This is a genomic window from Citrobacter sp. CK199 (genome assembly GCF_030333285.1).
GTDB classification, from domain to species: domain Bacteria; phylum Pseudomonadota; class Gammaproteobacteria; order Enterobacterales; family Enterobacteriaceae; genus Citrobacter_B; species Citrobacter_B koseri.
The window spans coordinates 56,421-73,991 of record NZ_JAOWGF010000027.1; the positions used below are offsets into that span (position 1 = coordinate 56,421).

Sequence of the window (17,571 nt, forward strand, 5' to 3'; positions counted from 1 at the left end):
AAAAATTTAAGGTGAGGGTAGTAACCCTTAATTACTATTTCTGACATGTTTCTCATATCAGGAAGCCATCATGACCGTACTGCATAGCGTGGATTTTTTTCCGTCAGGTAAAGCGCCCGTGGCCATTGAACCCCGGCTTCCTCAGTCTGCTTTTCCTGAACATCATCATGATTTTCACGAGATTGTGATTGTTGAACATGGCACTGGCATTCATGTGTTCAATGGGCAGCCCTACACCATTAGTGGCGGTACGGTCTGCTTTGTTCGCGATCACGACAGACATCTGTATGAACACACCGACAACCTGTGTCTGACGAATGTGCTCTATCGCTCGCCGGACGCGTTTCAGTTTCTGGCAGGGCTGAACCAGCTCTTGCCGCAGGAACAGGATGGGCAGTATCCGTCACACTGGCGCGTGAATCAGAGCGCGTTGCAGCAGGTGCGGCAACTGGTGGCGCAGATGGAAAACGCCGGAGACGAGATGGACACACCTGCGGTCGCCAACCGTGAAATTCTGTTTATGCAGTTGCTGGTGCTGCTGCGTAAAAGCAGCCTGATGGAAGGGGCGGCCAATAACGATGCGCGGCTGAATCAGTTGCTGGCCTGGCTGGAGGATCATTTTGCTGAAGAGGTGTGCTGGGAATCGATAGCCGACAAGTTTTCGCTCTCGCTGCGCACGCTGCATCGTCAGCTCAAACAACAGACCGGCCTGACGCCGCAGCGCTATCTTAACCGTCTGCGGCTTATCAAGGCTCGCCACCTGCTGCGTCACAGTGATGAAAGCGTCACAGATATCGCGTATCGCTGCGGTTTTGGCGACAGTAACCATTTTTCGACGCTGTTTCGCCGGGAATTTGACTGGTCGCCCAGGGATATTCGCCAGGGGCGGGACGCATTGCTACAGTAACGCGAAAGCTATCACCGTTTTTTGTCGCCAATTTGCTGATAATCGTCTCCTTCAATGCCGGATGGCGGCTTCGTCTTATCCGGCCTACGGCGGCGATCTGTAGGCCAGATAAGCGTAGCGCCATCCGGCAAGCATTCAACGTGAGGTGCTGCGGTGGCAAATCAGTTAGTCCTTCTGAAAAAAGACTTTTTTGCGAATGACGGCCAGGCTGTCGCGGTTGCCGATCGCTATCCGCAAAATGTGTTCGCGGAACATACACACGAGTTTTGTGAACTGGTGTTGGTCTGGCGCGGCAACGGTTTGCATGTGCTCAACGATCGCCCTTACCGCATCACGCGCGGCGATCTGTTTTATATTCGCGCCGAGGACAGACACTCCTACACCTCCGTTAACGATTTGGTTTTGCAGAATATTATTTACTGCCCGGAGCGGTTGACCCTGAATCTTGGCTGGGAAAGCGCCATTCCGGGCTTTAACGGCAGTGAACGGCGCCCGCACTGGCGGCTGGGCAGCGTGGGGATGAATCAGGCGCGGCAGGTTATCAGCCAGCTTGAACATGAGAGCAATCAGGGCGATCCGCTGGCGAATGAGATGGCGGAACTGCTATTTGGTCAGCTGGTGATGACGCTAAAAAGACACCGCTATGCTACCGATGATCTCCCGACCAGAGCGAGCGAAACGTTGCTGGATAAATTGATTACCGCGCTGGCCGGCAGCCTGGAGCGCCCCTTTGCGCTGGATGCGTTTTGCGACCAGGAGCAGTGCAGCGAGCGGGTGCTGCGACAGCAGTTTCGCTCACAGACCGGGATGACCATCAACCAGTATCTTCGCCAGATCCGCATCTGCCATGCGCAGTATTTGCTTCAGCACAGCCGCCTGATGATCAGTGAGATTTCAATGCAGTGCGGCTTTGAGGACAGTAACTACTTTTCGGTGGTGTTTACGCGGGAAACCGGGATGACGCCCAGCCAGTGGCGTCATCACAGTACGCAAAACGATTAGCTTGCCATTCCCATGCCGACGATGTTGGCGGCAATAATAATGACCACGCAACCCAGACTGAGAACGCTGACAGGACGACGACCCGCGTTTTTCCACTCTTTTAGCACCAGACCCACAATCCCACCGCACAGCACGTAGAAGCTCATGTGCAGCATCCAGCTGATGTAGTCATACTGCGGCGGAATGCGAGCGTGGCCCCAGGCGTAGAAAAAGAACTGCAAATACCACATCAGGCCACCCAGCGCGGACAGCAGGATATTGGTGATGATCATCGATTTTGCCAGCGAGAAGTCGGCTTTTATCGACAAGTTTTTCACTTTTGCCAGACGAATGAAACAGAAGCCCAGGTTGATCAGCGCGCCGCCGCCCATGATGACCACGTAGCTTGGCAGAGCGACATACAGCGGATCGACGCCGAGCGCGGCGGCGGCTTCATGCATCGGTTTGGCGGCGTTCATCGCAAAGGACATACCGGCGGAGAAAATACCGCACATCACCGCCAGCAGCAGACCTTTTTTCAGGTTGAACTCCTCGGCGGTGATCCCCATTTTGCGCTCTTTTAACTGCCCGGCGCGGGTGACGATGCCAACGCCGATCAGCGCCACCAGGACGCCCCACAGCGTCATTCGTCCGCCTTCGGTATTGATCAGCACATCAAAGTTTCCATTGATGATGGGGGTCATCAGGGTGCCGACGATCAGCGTAATACCAATCGCGATGCCGATCCCCATCGACATGCCGAGATAGCGCATGGTCAGGCCGTAGTTAATATTACCGATGCCCCACATTGCGCCGAACAGAAATACGGGCAACAGGGTGGATAGGTTGAAGGAACTGTAATAGGCCCAGAAATCCGGGAGCAGCAGGGCGCTGATGGTCCAGGGCAGGATAAGCCAGGAGACAATCCCACCGATTGACCACATGGTTTCCCAGGACCATTGTTTAACTTGTTTGAACGGGGCATAAAAACAGGCTGCACTGGCCGCACCTATCAAATGCCAAAAGATACCCATCGTAATCGCGTTACTCATGACTTAATCCTCATCGTTTTTATTGCCGGTGTGACCCTCCCGACCTGATGAGTGTAAAAATTGCGCAGTTGATTAACCTTTTGAGGATTGCCGACATTTCTTCCTTCCTGGCAACCAGCACGTTATACGGGTGATTTGGCTCACATATTCAAGAACATAATGAAAAGTTATATCCTTATTAAAACTACGGCATTGATAAGCATTTTCAATATCATTTAATTAACTATAATGAACCAACTGCTTACGCGGCATTAACACTTCAGCCGCTCGACAATAATGGAGATGATTATGAGTTATACACTGCCATCCCTGCCGTACGCTTATGATGCGCTGGAACCGCACTTCGATAAGCAGACGATGGAAATCCACCATACCAAACACCATCAAACTTATGTCAACAACGCTAACGCGGCGCTGGAAAACCTGCCTGAATTCGCGAACCTGCCGGTTGAAGAACTGATCACCAAACTGGATCAGCTTCCGGCGGACAAAAAAACCGTACTGCGCAATAACGCGGGCGGCCACGCTAACCACAGCCTGTTCTGGAAAGGCCTGAAAAAAGGCACCGCTTTGCAGGGCGACCTGAAAGCGGCTATCGAACGTGATTTCGGTTCCGTTGATAACTTCAAAGCGGAGTTTGAAAAAGCGGCGGCAACCCGTTTCGGTTCCGGTTGGGCCTGGCTGGTGTTGCAGGGCGACAAACTGGCGGTTGTCTCTACCGCTAACCAGGACTCCCCGCTGATGGGCGAGGCCATTTCCGGCGTTTCCGGTTTCCCAATCCTGGGTCTGGACGTATGGGAACACGCTTACTACCTGAAATTCCAGAACCGTCGCCCGGACTACATCAAAGAGTTCTGGAACGTGGTGAACTGGGACGAAGCTGCTGCGCGTTTCGCGGCGAAAAAATAAGTCTTTTTGCCTGATGGCGCTGCGCTTATCAGGCCTACGAAGAGGATTTGTCAATTTGTAGGCCGGATAAGGCGTTAGCCGCCATCCGACATTGAATTCAGCCCCCGCAGGCATAACCTGCGGGGGCTTTCTTTTAGGCGCTTTTGGGCTTGTCTGGTGTGACTTACGTCAAATTAAAAACATCAATCCATAAAAAATGAAACATAGTTTTGTTATGTGGTTGGGATCACTTTTATTGTTTGAATGAATGTCTATCGTTTCTTCATCAACGCGGGTGTGCCTCAAAGTAAGGTGCATTCGCCCATAAAAATTGCCCGTTTTTATGTCTACAGGTGAAGGAAATGCAGATTAAACGCACGATAGAAAAAGTCCCGGGTGGCATGATGCTCGTTCCGTTGTTCCTCGGCGCGCTATGCCACACCTTCGCGCCAGGCGCAGGGAAATACTTCGGCTCATTCACAAACGGTATGATCACCGGTACGGTGCCGATTCTGGCGGTCTGGTTCTTTTGTATGGGCGCGTCGATCAAACTGAGCGCCACAGGCACCGTGCTGCGTAAATCCGGGACGCTGGTGGTGACCAAAATTGCGGTTGCCTGGGTGGTGGCCGCTATTGCGTCACGCGTTATCCCGGAACATGGGGTGGAAGCGGGCTTCTTCGCCGGGCTGTCGACGCTGGCGCTGGTGGCCTCTATGGACATGACCAACGGCGGGCTGTACGCCTCCATCATGCAGCAGTACGGCACCAAAGAAGAGGCCGGGGCATTTGTCCTGATGTCGCTGGAGTCAGGGCCGCTGATGACGATGGTTATTCTGGGAACCGCCGGGATTGCCTCGTTTGAACCGCATGTATTTGTGGGGGCGGTATTACCGTTCCTGATTGGTTTCGCGCTGGGGAATCTCGACCCGGAACTGCGGGAATTCTTCAGCAAAGCGGTACAGACGCTGATCCCGTTCTTCGCCTTCGCGCTGGGCAACACCATTGATTTGAGCGTGATTGCACAGACGGGCGTGCTGGGGATTCTGCTGGGTGTGGCGGTCATTATTATCACCGGTATCCCGTTAATCATCGCTGACAAGTTTATCGGCGGCGGTGACGGTACGGCAGGTATTGCCGCCTCAAGTTCTGCGGGCGCCGCAGTAGCCACGCCCGTGCTGATCGCAGAGATGGTTCCGGCGTTTAAACCGATGGCGCCCGCCGCGACCTCGCTGGTTGCCACATCGGTTATCGTGACTTCGATTCTGGTGCCGATCATTACCTCAGTCTGGTCGCGGAAGGTGAAGGCCAGAGCGGCGGAAATCGATATTCGCGGTACGGTGAAATAAACCCGTTTTGCCGGATGACGGCTTATGCCTCATCCGGCGCTTCCGGTCAGAATTAACGGCCAAACACCTCATCAATTGTGCGACGCTCGTGCTCGTTCAGTTCTCCTCCCGCATTACGCGACACGCCGGTACAATAGCCGAACTTACGCGATACCACGGTTTTAATCGTGGTTACAAAATCCTCGCCAATCGCGTAAATGGACATAAACGTGCCGATTTTCTCCTGGATATCGCGCAACGTTTGCAAATCACCCTGCTTAAACGCCTCCCGCGCGCTGACAAACAGCTCCGGCATCACGTTGTTTAAGCCGGAAATAATGCCTGCGCCGCCCGCCAGCAGGTTGGGGATGTAATACTCGTCATAGCCGGAGAGCACGGCAAAATCGTCGCGTACCGCGCGGGTGGTCTGAATCATGCTGCGGGTATGGGACTGGCAGTCGACGGTATCTTTAATCCCGGCAAAATTCGGGAATTCGGCGGCAAGGGTCGCCACCAGATCCGGCGTTAAATCGCAGCCGGTGCGTGCCGGGAAATTGTAGGCGAACCATTTGCCGCTCAGGGCGTTACCAAGCTGGCGGAAGTAGCTCAGAAGCTGCTTCGACGTCTGCCCGTAGTAATACGGCGGCAGAATCATCACCGCATCGTACCCGACGCGGTACGCTTCCTGCGCCATAAGCAGGATGTCGCTGGTGCAGGTGGAGGAGACATTGGCAACCATCTTCAGCGAACTCATCGCGCGGGCCTCGCGGATCAGCATCAGCCGCTCTTCCAGCGTGAAAGACGCAAATTCGCCAATGCTGCCCATCAGCAAAATAACATCGATGTTAGCCTCGGTAAGGCGTTTGAGATGCTGGCTCAGGCCGTTGAGATCGACTTTTCCGTCATTGTCCATCGGCGTAATGGAAGGACACCAGACGCCAGCAAACTGCGATTGTACTGTCACGTTGTTGACTCCTTATTATGAAATGGCGTTTCAAAATCACTTTAATTGATAGCACGTCTGCTGGCGTATCATGTGAACCCGGCTCTCATTTTGAGCGGCTGAGACAAAATAAATATGCTCTAATGAGGATTATTTGTCGGGAGAGGGAAGCTGATGCGATATCCGGTCGAGGTGTTTACGGGCAAAATTCGGGACTATGCGGGAAGTCGTCCCAGCGCCATTGCGAAAATCCAGGTTGATGGCGAGCTGATGCTTAGCGATCTGGGCCTTGCCGGTGATGAGCAGGCAGAGACAAAAATTCACGGTGGGCCCGATCGCGCGCTGTGCCATTATCCCCGTGAACACTATCTGCACTGGGTGCGTCAATTCCCGGCGCAGGCGGATCTGTTTGTCGCGCCCGCGTTTGGCGAAAACCTTTCGACCGACGGTCTGACCGAGCAAAATGTTTTTATCGGCGATATTTTTCAGTGGGGAGAGGCGCTGATTCAGGTGACTCAGCCACGTTCGCCGTGCTTTAAGCTCAACTTCCATTTCGGCATTAGCGATATGGCGACGCAAATGCAGAACGCCGGGAAAACCGGCTGGCTGTACAGCGTTATCGCGCCGGGGCAGGTATCGGCGGATGCGCCGTTAATTCTGGCGTCGCGCGTCAGTGATGTGAGCGTACAGGAGGCGATTGCGATAGCCTGGCATATGCCGTTCGACGACGACCAGTATCATCGTTTGCTGTCGGCGGCGGGGTTATCGAAAAGCTGGACCAGAACGATGCAGAAGCGCCGTTTGAGCGGCAAAATTGAAGATCAGTCACGACGTTTGCGTGGATGATGTAACGCCCGATGGCGCTGTGCTTATCGGGCCTACAACGTGCGGTTTTCGTAGGCCGGATAAGGCGTTTACGCCGCCATCCGGCACCACAGCGAGAATTAAGAACGCTTATACAACGGCAGCCAGATCACCAGCCGTAAGCCGCCCAGCGGGCTGTCTTCGGCTTTCACCCAACCGCGATGCTGCTGGATCGCGGTCTCAACGATGGCCAGCCCCAACCCTGTTCCGCCGGACTCCCGATCGCGCGCTTCATCGGTACGATAAAACGGGCGGAAGATCTGTTCGCGGTCTTCAGGGCTAACGCCCGGGCCATCGTCATCAACCGTTATCGTAATGCCGTCTTTATCCACCGCGAAGCCGACTTCAATCTTCGTGTGCGAATAGCGCAGGGCGTTACGGACAATGTTCTCCAGCGCGCTTTCCAGGGTGTTAGGGTTGCCGTATAACGGCCACGGCCCCGGCGGGAAGTTCACCGTTAACGATTTACCCATCTGCTCGGCTTCGAAGGCGGCGTTATCCAGCACGTCTCCCCACAGATGATTGGCTTTCATCGTTTCGCTGACCAGCGCGTTTTTCTGTTGATTACGCGACATCACCAGCAGGTCGTTGATCATGCTGTCCAGCCGCTGCGCTTCGGTCTCGATGCGCTCCAGCTCTTTACTCTCGCCGCTACGGCGACGCAGCAGCGCGGTGCCCAGTTGCAGACGCGTAAGCGGAGTACGTAGCTCGTGCGAGATATCCGACAGCAGACGCTGCTGCGTGGTCATCATACGTTCCAGTGCTGTCACCATCTGGTTAAAGCTGGCGCCAGCCGCAAGAAATTCCTGCGGGCCTGCTTCCAGTTCTGGATGTTGTCGCAGATTACCCTGAGCCACTTCGTCCGCCGCGTTTTTCAACTTACGCGCCGGTTTCGCCAGGCTCCAGGCCAGCCAAAGCAACAGAGGCGAACTGACCAGCATGGTGACGATCAGCAACAAGAGCGGGCGGTCAAACAGCAGATTAATAAAATCGGATTGGGAACTGCTGGCCGGTCGAATCAGATAAAGCTGGTAGTTATCTTCCCCGTCTCTGACAGAGAACGGGCCTACCATCTCAACGCGGCCATATTTCTTCTTCTGCGGATGATCGGCGTTATCCGCCTGACCAATAAAGTTACGAATGATCTGCATTTCGCTGCGTTCTGCGCCGATCACGCGTCCTTCAGTGGTCACAAGCAATAACCGCTGTCCTGGCGGCGCCCACTTGTCGATCGCACGGAACAGGCGACGCCACCACATTAAATCGTTGGGTGGATCGTTCGCGAGTTCAGCTTCTACATGTTGCTCAATCATCAACCCCTGGCGCTGTTCGCTGTCCAGTAGCTCGGTCATCTGGCGTGAGTCGAGCTTGGGTAACATCAATACCAACATCAGCACCAGCGCCAGCGTCAACCAGAAGATGGCAAAGATGCGCGCGGTTAAACTGCCTATCATGAAGCGGAAACCATCAAATAACCGCGACCACGCAGGGTTTTAAACCACGGGTGCCCGTCTTTACGCTCCGGCAGCTTACGACGCAGGTTGGAGATATGCATGTCGATTGCGCGGTCGAACGGCGTCAGGCGTTTACCCAGCACTTCCTGGCTCAAATGTTCACGCGAAACCACCTGGCCGAGATGCTGCGCCAGCAAATAGAGCAGGGTAAATTCGGTGCCGGTTAACTCCAGGGTTTGACCATCGAAGCTGGCCTCCTGGCGACCCGGATTGAGGCTTAACGCATCCACTTCCAGCGTCGGCGAGCCGTTGTCGTTGTTCTGCTGCTGTTCGCTCCAGTGCGAGCGGCGCAGAATCGCACGGATACGCGCGACCAGTTCGCGGTCGTTAAACGGTTTAGGTAAATAATCATCCGCGCCCAGCTCAAGGCCGAGTACGCGATCCAGTTCGCTGCCGCGCGCGGTCAGCATAATGACAGGGGTCTGGTGTGTCTGGCGAAGCGCTTTCAACGTATCAATACCGTTTTTCTTCGGCATCATGACATCGAGCAAAAGTAAATCAATGCTGTCGTCCAGAAGCTCAAGCGCCTGCTCCCCGTCATGGGCAACCAGCACATTGAAGCCTTCCATTTCGAGCAGCTCCTTTAACAGGGAAGTTAGCTCTCGGTCATCATCAACTAACAGGATTTTATTCATTGTTTAAGTACCTCCGAGGCAGAAATTACGTCATCAGGCGTCGCTAATCCATGACTTTACGTTGTTTTACACCCCCTGACGCATGTTTGCAGCCCGAATCGTAAACTGTCTCTCGTTGAATCGCGACAGAAAAGATTTTGGGAGCAAGTGATGCGCAAAGTTACCGCTGCCGTCATGGCCTCAACGCTGGCACTCAGTCCTTTAAGCCACGCTGCTGAAGTCGTTACAGGCGATAACTGGCATCAAGGTGAAGGACTTACGCAGCGCAGTACGCAGAGCCATATGTTCGACGGCATAAGTTTAACCGAACATCAGCGTCAACAGATGCGAGATCTGATGCAGCAGGCAAGACACGAACAGCCTCCTGTTAATGTTAGCGAAATGGAGACAATGCATCGCCTTGTCATCGCAGAAAAATTTGATGAAAACGCTGTGCGCGCTCAGGCAGAAAAAATGGCGCAAGAACAGGTTGCCCGCCAGGTCGAAATGGCCAGGGTTCGCAACCAGATGTATCGCCTGTTAACGCCAGAGCAGCAAGCGGTTTTAAATGAGAAGCATCAACAACGAATGGAGCAACTGCGCGATGTGGCGCAATGGCAAAACGGCTCCTCGTTGAAGTTATTGAGTAGTAGCAACTCACGTTCCCAGTAACAAACCCTGTTTTCCTTGCCATAGACACCATCCCTGTCTTCCCCTCCATGATGGAGGGGTTTTTTTTGTCCAAAATTTGTCATCCGGTTATTGCCTTACTGTTTTACTCCATCCGTTATACTACCGGCATGGAAAGGCAGGAGTGTTTATGAATCAAACCTATGGGCGACTGGTCAGCCGGGCGGCAATTGCCGCGACAGTGATGGCGTCACTGTTACTTTTGATCAAAATTTTTGCGTGGTGGTACACCGGGTCGGTGAGTATTCTGGCTGCGTTGGTTGACTCGCTGGTGGATATTGCCGCGTCGCTGACTAACCTGTTAGTGGTGCGCTATTCGCTGCAACCGGCGGATGATGAACACACCTTTGGACACGGCAAAGCAGAGTCGCTGGCGGCGCTGGCGCAGAGCATGTTTATTTCCGGCTCGGCGCTGTTTCTGTTTTTGACCGGTATTCAGCATCTGATTACCCCTACGCCAATGAACGAACCGGGCGTCGGGGTCGTGGTGACGCTTATCGCCCTGGTTTGTACGATCATTCTGGTCACGTTTCAGCGTTGGGTTGTGCGCAAGACGCAAAGTCAGGCAGTACGGGCAGATATGCTTCATTATCAGTCTGATGTTATGATGAACGGAGCGATTCTCGTTGCGCTTGGGCTGGCCTGGTATGGCTGGCATCGCGCGGACGCCTTGTTTGCGTTGGGAATCGGCATCTATATTCTATACAGCGCACTACGTATGGGGTATGAGGCAGTGCAGTCGTTACTGGATCGCGCGCTGCCCGATGAGGAACGTCAGGAAATTATTGATATCGTGACATCGTGGCCGGGCGTCAACGGTGCTCACGATCTTCGCACGCGGCAGTCAGGGCCGACCCGCTTTATTCAGATTCATTTGGAAATGGAAGATAATCTGCCGCTCGTTCAGGCGCATCTGGTGGCTGAACAGGTAGAGCAGGCGATTTTGCGGCGTTTTCCGGGTTCGGATGTCATTATCCACCAGGACCCCTGTTCAGTCGTACCCAGGGAAGGCAAGAGGTTTGAGCTTTCGTAATTCGTTGTAAAAAAGTGAGCAAGGCCAGCATTTTGTGTATAAATTACCGCCGTTTGGCCTGACCTGAATCAATTCAGCAGGAAGCGGTTGTTATACTATCTGCATATTCGTTGGATCGTCCCGATGTGCAGTAACAGTATCGGCTTCCGGCAACAGATTTCATTTTGCATTCCAAAGTTCAGAGGTAGTCATGATTAAGAAAATCGGTGTGTTGACAAGCGGCGGTGATGCGCCTGGCATGAACGCAGCAATCCGTGGTGTTGTACGCGCAGCGTTGACGGAAGGACTGGAAGTAATGGGTATTTATGATGGCTACCTGGGTCTGTATGAAGACCGTATGGTTCAGCTCGACCGTTACAGCGTGTCCGACATGATCAACCGTGGCGGTACTTTCCTCGGTTCCGCGCGCTTCCCGGAATTTCGCGATGAAAATGTTCGCGCAGTGGCTATCGAAAACCTGAAAAAACGTGGCATCGACGCGCTGGTTGTTATCGGCGGTGACGGTTCCTATATGGGTGCAAAACGTCTGACTGAAATGGGCTTCCCGTGCATCGGTCTGCCGGGCACGATCGACAACGACATCAAAGGCACTGACTACACCATCGGCTATTTCACCGCGCTGGGTACGGTAGTGGAAGCGATTGACCGTCTGCGTGACACCTCTTCCTCTCACCAGCGTATTTCCATCGTTGAAGTGATGGGGCGTTACTGCGGCGACCTGACCCTGGCGGCGGCTATCGCTGGGGGCTGTGAGTTTGTTGTGGTGCCGGAAGTGGAATTCAGCCGTGACGATCTGGTTGCGGAAATCAAAGCGGGCATCGCGAAAGGTAAAAAACACGCGATTGTCGCGATCACCGAACATATGTGTGACGTTGATGAACTGGCGCACTACATCGAGAAAGAGACTGGCCGTGAAACGCGTGCGACCGTACTGGGTCACATCCAGCGTGGCGGCTCTCCGGTGCCTTACGACCGTATTCTGGCTTCCCGTATGGGCTCATATGCCATTGAACTGCTGCTGGAAGGCTTTGGCGGACGTTGTGTGGGCATCCAGAACGAACAACTGGTTCACCATGACATCATCGACGCTATCGAAAACATGAAGCGTCCGTTCAAAGGTGACTGGCTGGATTGCGCTAAAAAGCTGTACTGATCGTTGTGTGTATTGTGCCGGGTGGCGGCTAGCGCCTTACCCGGCCTACAACAGTACGGCCTGTAGGCCGGATAAGGCGCTAGCCAGCATCCGGCAATATCCTTCATTTATTCCCTCAAGTTATAGCCAATCTTTTTTTATTCTTTAATGTTTGGATTCCTTTCTGGCACGCTTTACTCATCACAACACTACATAAGAGAGCTGGGCGATGAATAAATGGGGCGTGGGGTTAACATTATTGCTGGCATCGACCAGCGTTCTGGCGAAGGATATTCAGTTACTTAACGTGTCTTACGATCCAACGCGCGAGCTGTACGATCAGTACAACAAAGCGTTTAGCGCGCACTGGAAACAAGAAACGGGCGACAACGTGGTGATCCGTCAGTCGCATGGCGGTTCCGGTAAGCAGGCGACGTCAGTCATTAACGGTATTGAGGCCGATGTGGTGACGCTGGCGCTGGCTTATGACGTTGATGCCATTGCAGAGCGCGGCCGTATCGACAAAAACTGGATCAAACGTCTGCCGGACAACTCCGCGCCGTACACGTCCACCATCGTCTTCCTGGTGCGTAAAGGCAATCCGAAGCAAATCCATGACTGGAACGACCTGGTAAAACCGGGCGTGTCGGTGATTACGCCGAACCCGAAAAGCTCTGGCGGCGCACGCTGGAACTATCTGGCTGCGTGGGGATACGCCCTGCACCACAATAACAACGATCAGGCCAAAGCGCAGGACTTCGTAAAAGCGTTATTTAAGAACGTGGAAGTGCTGGATTCTGGCGCGCGCGGTTCAACCAACACCTTTGTTGAGCGTGGGATTGGCGACGTGCTGATCGCCTGGGAGAACGAAGCGCTGTTGGCGACGAACGAACTGGGCAAAGATAAATTTGAAATCGTGACGCCGAGCGAATCAATTCTTGCAGAACCGACCGTCTCCGTGGTGGATAAAGTCGTGGAGAAAAAAGGGACGCAAGCCGTGGCGGAAGCCTATCTGAAGTATCTCTACTCGCCGGAAGGGCAGGAAATTGCGGCGAAAAACTTCTATCGCCCACGCGACCCTGAAGTGGCGAAGAAATATGAAAATGCATTTCCGAAGCTGAAACTCTTCACCATTGACGAGGAGTTTGGCGGGTGGACGAAAGCGCAGAAAGAGCATTTCTCTAATGGCGGTACGTTCGACCAAATCAGCAAACGCTAATGTAAATTGCTTTTCCAGCCCGGTGGCATCGTGCGACCGGGCTTTTTTATTTGTCATCATTTTGCGTTACTCTTGCACGTCAATAAGAGACAGGGAATGAGTAATGAAAAAAACAGGTTATTTTTTGCTGGCGGTTGTGATTGTTGCCGCCGTCGCGGGCATTGGCTACTGGAAGCTGGCCGCTAATCCGAACGCATTGCGGGATATTGTTCTGCAACAATGCGTACCGAACCAACTGCAACAGCAAAATCCTGCGCCATGCGCTGAAGTGAAACCGGATGCCGGGTATGTCGTGTTTAAAGATCGTAATGGCCCGTTGCAGTATCTGTTGATGCCGACGTACCGCATCAACGGTACGGAAAGCCCGCTGCTGGTGGAGCCCTACACGCCGAACTTCTTCTGGCTAGCCTGGCAGGCGCGCAGCTTTATGAGCCAAAAGTACGGCAAAGATATTCCAGATAGCGCCATTTCGCTGGCGATTAACTCACGCTCCGGGCGGACGCAAAACCACTTTCATATCCACATCTCCTGCCTGCGCCCTGATGTGCGAGCGCAACTGGATGATAATCTGGCGAAAGTGAGTACCCGCTGGCTGCCGCTGCCGGGCGGATTGCGCGGGAATGAATATCTGGCGCGTCGGGTGACGGAAAGCGAGCTGGCGCAACGCAGCCCGTTCATGATGCTGGCGGAAGAGGTGCCGGATGCGCGTGAGCACATGGGCAGCTATGCACTGGCGGTGGTGCGCCAGAGCGACGACTCTTTTGTTTTGCTGGCGACGCAGCGCAACCTGCTGGCGTTTAACCTCGCTTCCGCTGAGGAAATTCAGGATCATCAATGTGAGATTTTGCAGTAACCCCACCTAATCTGGCGTTTACTCCACCTGCCTGTCTCCGTATTCTTGTTGAAAAAAACAACAGGAGACAGGCATGTCGCTCTGGCTTACACACCCTCTGTTCATTCCTTCGCTGGTGGTCGGCGTGACCATTCTGCTCTGGGCAACCTCGCTGTTGCCGGAGTTTATTACCGCGCTGCTGTTCTTTACCGTGGCGATGGTGGCGAAGATCGCGCCACCGGACGTCATTTTTGGCGGTTTTGCCTCGTCGGCTTTCTGGCTGGTTTTTAGCGGTTTTGTGCTGGGGGTGGCGATTCGCAAAACAGGGCTGGCAGACAGGGCGGCGCGCGCCTTATCCGCCAGACTGACTGACTCATGGCCGCTGATGGTGGCAAGCGTGGTGCTGCTCAGTTATGCGCTGGCGTTTGTGATGCCGTCCAATATGGGGCGTATCGCGCTGCTGATGCCCATTGTCGCGGCGATGGCGAAACGTGCCGGGATTGCCGATGGCACGCGCGCCTGGTACGGACTGGCGCTTGCGGTGGGCTTTGGAACCTTCCAGCTCTCCGCGACCATCCTGCCTGCTAATGTACCTAACCTGGTGATGAGCGGGGCGGCGGAAGGTTCGTATGGCATCCACCTGAACTATCTGCCGTATCTTCTGCTGCATACGCCTGTTCTGGGCTGGTTGAAAGGTGCGCTGTTAATCGTCCTTATTTGTTGGCTGTTTCCCGGTAAACCGCATGCGCCTCGCGACCTGACGCCGCCTGCGCCGATGAGCCGTGCGGAGAAACGGCTGGCGTGGATGCTGGCGGTGGTGCTGGCGATGTGGGTCAGCGAAAGCTGGCACGGTATTGGCCCGGCGTGGACCGGGCTGGCGGCGGCGGTGATCACGCTGTTGCCGCGCGTGGGGTTTATCAACGGGGAAGAGTTCTCCAGCGGCGTGAATATCCGCACCTGTATTTATGTGGCAGGCATTCTGGGGCTGGCGATCACCGTGACGCAAACCGGCATTGGCAATGCGGTGGGCGAGGCGCTGCTGCATGTCATGCCGCTGGACCCGGAAAAGCCCTTCACCAGTTTCCTGGCGCTGACCGGCATTACCACCGCGCTGAATTTTATTATGACGGCGAACGGCGTTCCGGCGCTGTATACCACGCTGGCGCAGAGTTTTTCCGACGCAACCGGTTTTCCGCTGCTGTCGGTGATTATGATTCAGGTATTGGGGTACTCCACGCCGCTGTTGCCGTATCAGGCATCGCCGATTGTGGTGGCGATGGCATTAGGGAAAGTCCCGGCAAAACCAGGCATGACGCTGTGTCTGGCACTGGCGCTGGCAACGTATCTGGTGCTGTTGCCGCTGGATTACATGTGGTTTAGTTTACTGGGGCGTTTGTAAAAAAAGCCCGGTGGCGTTAACGCTTACCGGGCCTGTGATTTTATGTGGCGGGGTAAGCGCACACGCCACCCGCCACAACAGCATTAAGCTTGTTTAGCCGCTTCCGCTGCTTTAACGATCACCGCGAACGCGTCAGCTTTCAGGGAAGCACCGCCAACCAGCGCGCCGTCGATGTCCGGCTGAGCGAACAGTTCTGCCGCGTTAGCTGCGTTTACGGAACCGCCGTACTGGATGATCACTTGCTCAGCGATTTTCGCGTCAGCTTTGGCGATATGGTCACGGATGAATTTGTGAACAGCCTGCGCCTGCGCCGGAGTGGCGGATTTGCCAGTACCGATCGCCCATACAGGTTCGTAAGCGATAACCACGCCTTCAAACGCCGCAGCGCCCTGAGTTTTCAGTACCGCATCGATCTGACGAGCACAGACTTCTTCAGTTTTGCCGGCTTCGTTTTCTGCTTCGGTTTCACCGATGCACAGAACCGGAGTCAGACCCTGCTCTTTCAGCACGGCGAATTTCTTCGCGATCAGCTCGTCAGACTCTTTGTGGTAAGTACGACGCTCAGAGTGGCCGATGATGATGTACTGCGCGCCGATATCCTTCAGCATTTCAGCAGAAGTTTCACCGGTGAATGCGCCAGACAGGTTCAGGTCAACGTTCTGCGCGCCCAGAATGATGTGGCTACCGGCAGCGGCGTGTTTCGCCATGTCGATATACATTTCCGGCGGTGCAATCGCAACTGCACAGCCAGCAACGCCAGCCAGTTCTTTACGCAGGTTAGCCACCAGCTCGTTTACCATGTGGCGGCTGCCGTTCAGTTTCCAGTTACCCATCACTAAAGGATGTCGCATTTCATTTCTCCACGCTTTGTCAGCGAATTAAGGAAGATGGCCGCCCTTCAGGGACGGCATGGTCTGTGAAACAGTATAGAGATCCCTCCCTCGAAAGGCTTTGCTTTTTGTCACTTAATTCAGCCCTTCCAGATTCTCCGATAGCGCTAGCTTAATCGGTTCAACAGCGAAGGTCAGCCCTTTTTCCCCGTTGTCTGCGACAACATAGCGAATCGCGCCTTCCGTTTCGGCGTAGTAGTGCTTATTCTTGCCCGCTGTGAGTAATTTTTGCAGTTTTTGCTGGCTTTGCTCTTTTGTCAGAAGCGGGGCGACGGTGCGGATCACCGCCGCCATGTATTCCTGCGCTTTGGCTTTGGCGGCTTTTTGCTCGGGCCCCTGAATGGGAAGCCAGGTAATCTGCATACTTTTGATTTTTAACGTACCGCGCTCCAGCGCCGTTGAGGCGTACAGATTTTCATTGATCTTGCTGGCGGCGCGGGTCAGGTTCGCCCTGTCGCGGCTGCTGTCGATAGCACGAAATTCGTTCAGTGGAAGCCGGGGATTTTGCTGATTAAAGTTTTCGCGAAACTGGCTGATGGAGAGATCAAACGTCGGCGCGCCAGCCAGCAGGTAGGGCGCGGTCGTCGCAGACGGCGATGCCTCCGCCAGCACCGTTGTGCTCGCAGTTATGGCGGAAAACAATAATAAAAACAGTGTACACCCTGGCTTCATCAATCTTACCTTTCGTTAGGACTGCTCACGATTAAAACGATAACTGTCGGGCTTGTCAAAAGGGTAAACTGACAGCGAAGGCAATAATAAAGGAACTTACATGACCATACAGCAGTGGTTATTCTCATTTAAAGGGCGTATTGGACGCCGTGATTTCTGGATCTGGCTCGGTCTCTGGTTTGTCGGCATGCTGGTGCTGTTTTCGCTGGCGAGCAAGAACTTACTCGATATCCAGACGGCGGCATTTTGTCTGGTGTGTCTGCTCTGGCCCACGGCGGCGGTCATGGTTAAGCGTTTGCATGACCGGGGGCGCTCCGGCCTGTGGGCGTTATTGATGATTCTGGCGTGGATGCTGCTGGCCGGAAATTGGGTGATGTTGCCGGGAATGTGGCAGTGGGTCGTGGGGCGCTTTGTCCCGACGCTCATTCTGGTCATGATGTTTATCGATCTGGGGGCGTTTGTCGGCACTCAGGGCGAGAATAAGTTCGGCAAAGAAACGCAGGATGTGAAGTTTAAAGCAGAGCCTCAGGCAGGCGATAAACCGTAGGCCGGATAAGGCATTTATGCCGCTATCCGGCAGAGCGCCCGGTGGCGCTGGCGCTTACCGGGCCTGCAA

General features: G+C 54.3%; 18 protein-coding genes. 12 read left to right on the forward strand and 6 right to left on the reverse strand.

The features are described 5' to 3' along the window. Positions 1-70 precede the first annotated feature (70 nt). Entirely contained in the window at positions 71-907 is an 837-nt protein-coding gene (rhaS, locus tag OGX75_RS14195; protein ID WP_012133897.1) for an HTH-type transcriptional activator RhaS, read from the forward strand. 153 nt (positions 908-1,060) lie between these two features. After that, the gene (gene rhaR / locus OGX75_RS14200) at positions 1,061-1,909 is read left to right on the forward strand and encodes an HTH-type transcriptional activator RhaR (RefSeq protein WP_047459845.1); all 849 of its coding nucleotides are present in this window, start codon (positions 1,061-1,063) and stop codon (positions 1,907-1,909) included. Here the strand turns inward: rhaR and rhaT are convergent. Then, entirely contained in the window at positions 1,906-2,940 is a 1,035-nt protein-coding gene (gene rhaT, locus OGX75_RS14205; protein ID WP_115609781.1) for an L-rhamnose/proton symporter RhaT, read from the reverse strand. The two genes, rhaR and rhaT, sit on opposite strands and share 4 nt — an antisense overlap. Before the next feature lie 288 nt (positions 2,941-3,228). On the opposite strand from rhaT, the gene sodA reads away from it, so the two are divergent. After that, complete coding sequence (gene sodA, locus OGX75_RS14210; RefSeq protein ID WP_024130664.1) at positions 3,229-3,849, forward strand: superoxide dismutase [Mn]; 621 nt, start codon at positions 3,229-3,231, stop codon at positions 3,847-3,849. Between the two features lie 341 nt (positions 3,850-4,190). Then, positions 4,191-5,174, forward strand: a complete 984-nt coding sequence (gene kdgT, locus OGX75_RS14215) for a 2-keto-3-deoxygluconate transporter (RefSeq protein WP_012133890.1) — start codon at positions 4,191-4,193, stop codon at positions 5,172-5,174. Between the two features lie 52 nt (positions 5,175-5,226). Here kdgT and OGX75_RS14220 read toward each other — a convergent pair whose 3' ends face one another. Then, entirely contained in the window at positions 5,227-6,117 is an 891-nt protein-coding gene (locus OGX75_RS14220) for a dihydrodipicolinate synthase family protein (RefSeq protein WP_047459842.1), read from the reverse strand. Between the two features lie 153 nt (positions 6,118-6,270). Here OGX75_RS14220 and yiiM point away from each other — a divergent pair, with 153 nt between their 5' ends. Beyond that, positions 6,271-6,942, forward strand: coding sequence for a 6-hydroxyaminopurine reductase (gene yiiM / locus OGX75_RS14225; RefSeq protein WP_110494834.1), 672 nt, complete (start codon positions 6,271-6,273; stop codon positions 6,940-6,942). A 98-nt stretch (positions 6,943-7,040) separates the two neighbouring features. Here yiiM and cpxA read toward each other — a convergent pair whose 3' ends face one another. Continuing rightward, the gene (gene cpxA, locus OGX75_RS14230) at positions 7,041-8,414 is read right to left on the reverse strand and encodes an envelope stress sensor histidine kinase CpxA (RefSeq protein WP_110494833.1); all 1,374 of its coding nucleotides are present in this window, start codon (positions 8,412-8,414) and stop codon (positions 7,041-7,043) included. After that, the gene (gene cpxR, locus OGX75_RS14235) at positions 8,411-9,109 is read right to left on the reverse strand and encodes an envelope stress response regulator transcription factor CpxR (RefSeq protein WP_012133886.1); all 699 of its coding nucleotides are present in this window, start codon (positions 9,107-9,109) and stop codon (positions 8,411-8,413) included. Before cpxR ends, cpxA begins: the two co-directional genes overlap by 4 nt. A gap of 150 nt (positions 9,110-9,259) precedes the next feature. Between cpxR and cpxP the strand changes: the two genes are divergently transcribed. The 6 genes from cpxP (at position 9,260) to OGX75_RS14265 (ending at position 15,393) form a co-directional block, all read left to right on the forward strand. Then, positions 9,260-9,760, forward strand: coding sequence for a cell-envelope stress modulator CpxP (cpxP, locus tag OGX75_RS14240; RefSeq protein WP_012133885.1), 501 nt, complete (start codon positions 9,260-9,262; stop codon positions 9,758-9,760). A gap of 148 nt (positions 9,761-9,908) precedes the next feature. Further along, positions 9,909-10,811 carry a CDF family cation-efflux transporter FieF gene (gene fieF / locus OGX75_RS14245; RefSeq protein WP_049011792.1) on the forward strand — a complete coding sequence of 301 codons (903 nt, stop codon included), beginning with the start codon at positions 9,909-9,911 and terminating at the stop codon, positions 10,809-10,811. Positions 10,812-11,001: 190 nt separating this feature from the next. Then, positions 11,002-11,964: a 6-phosphofructokinase gene (pfkA, locus tag OGX75_RS14250; RefSeq protein WP_012133883.1), complete on the forward strand. Its 963-nt coding sequence runs from the start codon at positions 11,002-11,004 to the stop codon at positions 11,962-11,964. Between the two features lie 208 nt (positions 11,965-12,172). Next, complete coding sequence (gene sbp / locus OGX75_RS14255) at positions 12,173-13,162, forward strand: sulfate/thiosulfate ABC transporter substrate-binding protein Sbp (RefSeq protein ID WP_012133881.1); 990 nt, start codon at positions 12,173-12,175, stop codon at positions 13,160-13,162. A gap of 103 nt (positions 13,163-13,265) precedes the next feature. Next, entirely contained in the window at positions 13,266-14,015 is a 750-nt protein-coding gene (locus OGX75_RS14260) for a CDP-diacylglycerol diphosphatase (protein WP_012133879.1), read from the forward strand. A gap of 73 nt (positions 14,016-14,088) precedes the next feature. Beyond that, positions 14,089-15,393: an SLC13 family permease gene (locus OGX75_RS14265; RefSeq protein ID WP_058668379.1), complete on the forward strand. Its 1,305-nt coding sequence runs from the start codon at positions 14,089-14,091 to the stop codon at positions 15,391-15,393. Positions 15,394-15,476: 83 nt separating this feature from the next. Here OGX75_RS14265 and tpiA read toward each other — a convergent pair whose 3' ends face one another. Together tpiA and OGX75_RS14275 are read right to left on the reverse strand one after the other, a co-directional pair. After that, the gene (tpiA, locus tag OGX75_RS14270) at positions 15,477-16,244 is read right to left on the reverse strand and encodes a triose-phosphate isomerase (protein ID WP_024130662.1); all 768 of its coding nucleotides are present in this window, start codon (positions 16,242-16,244) and stop codon (positions 15,477-15,479) included. Positions 16,245-16,358: 114 nt separating this feature from the next. Then, positions 16,359-16,955 (reverse strand): YiiQ family protein, encoded by a 597-nt coding sequence (locus OGX75_RS14275; protein ID WP_047459831.1) that lies wholly within the window; start codon positions 16,953-16,955, stop codon positions 16,359-16,361. 100 nt (positions 16,956-17,055) lie between these two features. On the opposite strand from OGX75_RS14275, the gene OGX75_RS14280 reads away from it, so the two are divergent. Continuing rightward, positions 17,056-17,502 (forward strand): DUF805 domain-containing protein, encoded by a 447-nt coding sequence (locus OGX75_RS14280; protein ID WP_049011788.1) that lies wholly within the window; start codon positions 17,056-17,058, stop codon positions 17,500-17,502. The last annotated feature ends 69 nt before the right edge of the window (positions 17,503-17,571 follow it).

Coding starts and splice junctions, on each gene's coding strand:
- rhaS (WP_012133897.1), top strand. CDS start 71: ATGACCGTACTGCATAGCGTGGATTTTTTTCCGTCAGGTAAAGCGCCC.
- OGX75_RS14260 (WP_012133879.1), top strand. CDS start 13,266: ATGAAAAAAACAGGTTATTTTTTGCTGGCGGTTGTGATTGTTGCCGCC.
- rhaT (WP_115609781.1), bottom strand. CDS start 2,940: ATGAGTAACGCGATTACGATGGGTATCTTTTGGCATTTGATAGGTGCG.
- cpxR (WP_012133886.1), bottom strand. CDS start 9,109: ATGAATAAAATCCTGTTAGTTGATGATGACCGAGAGCTAACTTCCCTG.
- cpxA (WP_110494833.1), bottom strand. CDS start 8,414: ATGATAGGCAGTTTAACCGCGCGCATCTTTGCCATCTTCTGGTTGACG.
- fieF (WP_049011792.1), top strand. CDS start 9,909: ATGAATCAAACCTATGGGCGACTGGTCAGCCGGGCGGCAATTGCCGCG.
- sodA (WP_024130664.1), top strand. CDS start 3,229: ATGAGTTATACACTGCCATCCCTGCCGTACGCTTATGATGCGCTGGAA.
- OGX75_RS14265 (WP_058668379.1), top strand. CDS start 14,089: ATGTCGCTCTGGCTTACACACCCTCTGTTCATTCCTTCGCTGGTGGTC.
- pfkA (WP_012133883.1), top strand. CDS start 11,002: ATGATTAAGAAAATCGGTGTGTTGACAAGCGGCGGTGATGCGCCTGGC.
- OGX75_RS14280 (WP_049011788.1), top strand. CDS start 17,056: ATGACCATACAGCAGTGGTTATTCTCATTTAAAGGGCGTATTGGACGC.
- cpxP (WP_012133885.1), top strand. CDS start 9,260: ATGCGCAAAGTTACCGCTGCCGTCATGGCCTCAACGCTGGCACTCAGT.
- tpiA (WP_024130662.1), bottom strand. CDS start 16,244: ATGCGACATCCTTTAGTGATGGGTAACTGGAAACTGAACGGCAGCCGC.
- OGX75_RS14275 (WP_047459831.1), bottom strand. CDS start 16,955: ATGAAGCCAGGGTGTACACTGTTTTTATTATTGTTTTCCGCCATAACT.
- yiiM (WP_110494834.1), top strand. CDS start 6,271: ATGCGATATCCGGTCGAGGTGTTTACGGGCAAAATTCGGGACTATGCG.
- kdgT (WP_012133890.1), top strand. CDS start 4,191: ATGCAGATTAAACGCACGATAGAAAAAGTCCCGGGTGGCATGATGCTC.
- sbp (WP_012133881.1), top strand. CDS start 12,173: ATGAATAAATGGGGCGTGGGGTTAACATTATTGCTGGCATCGACCAGC.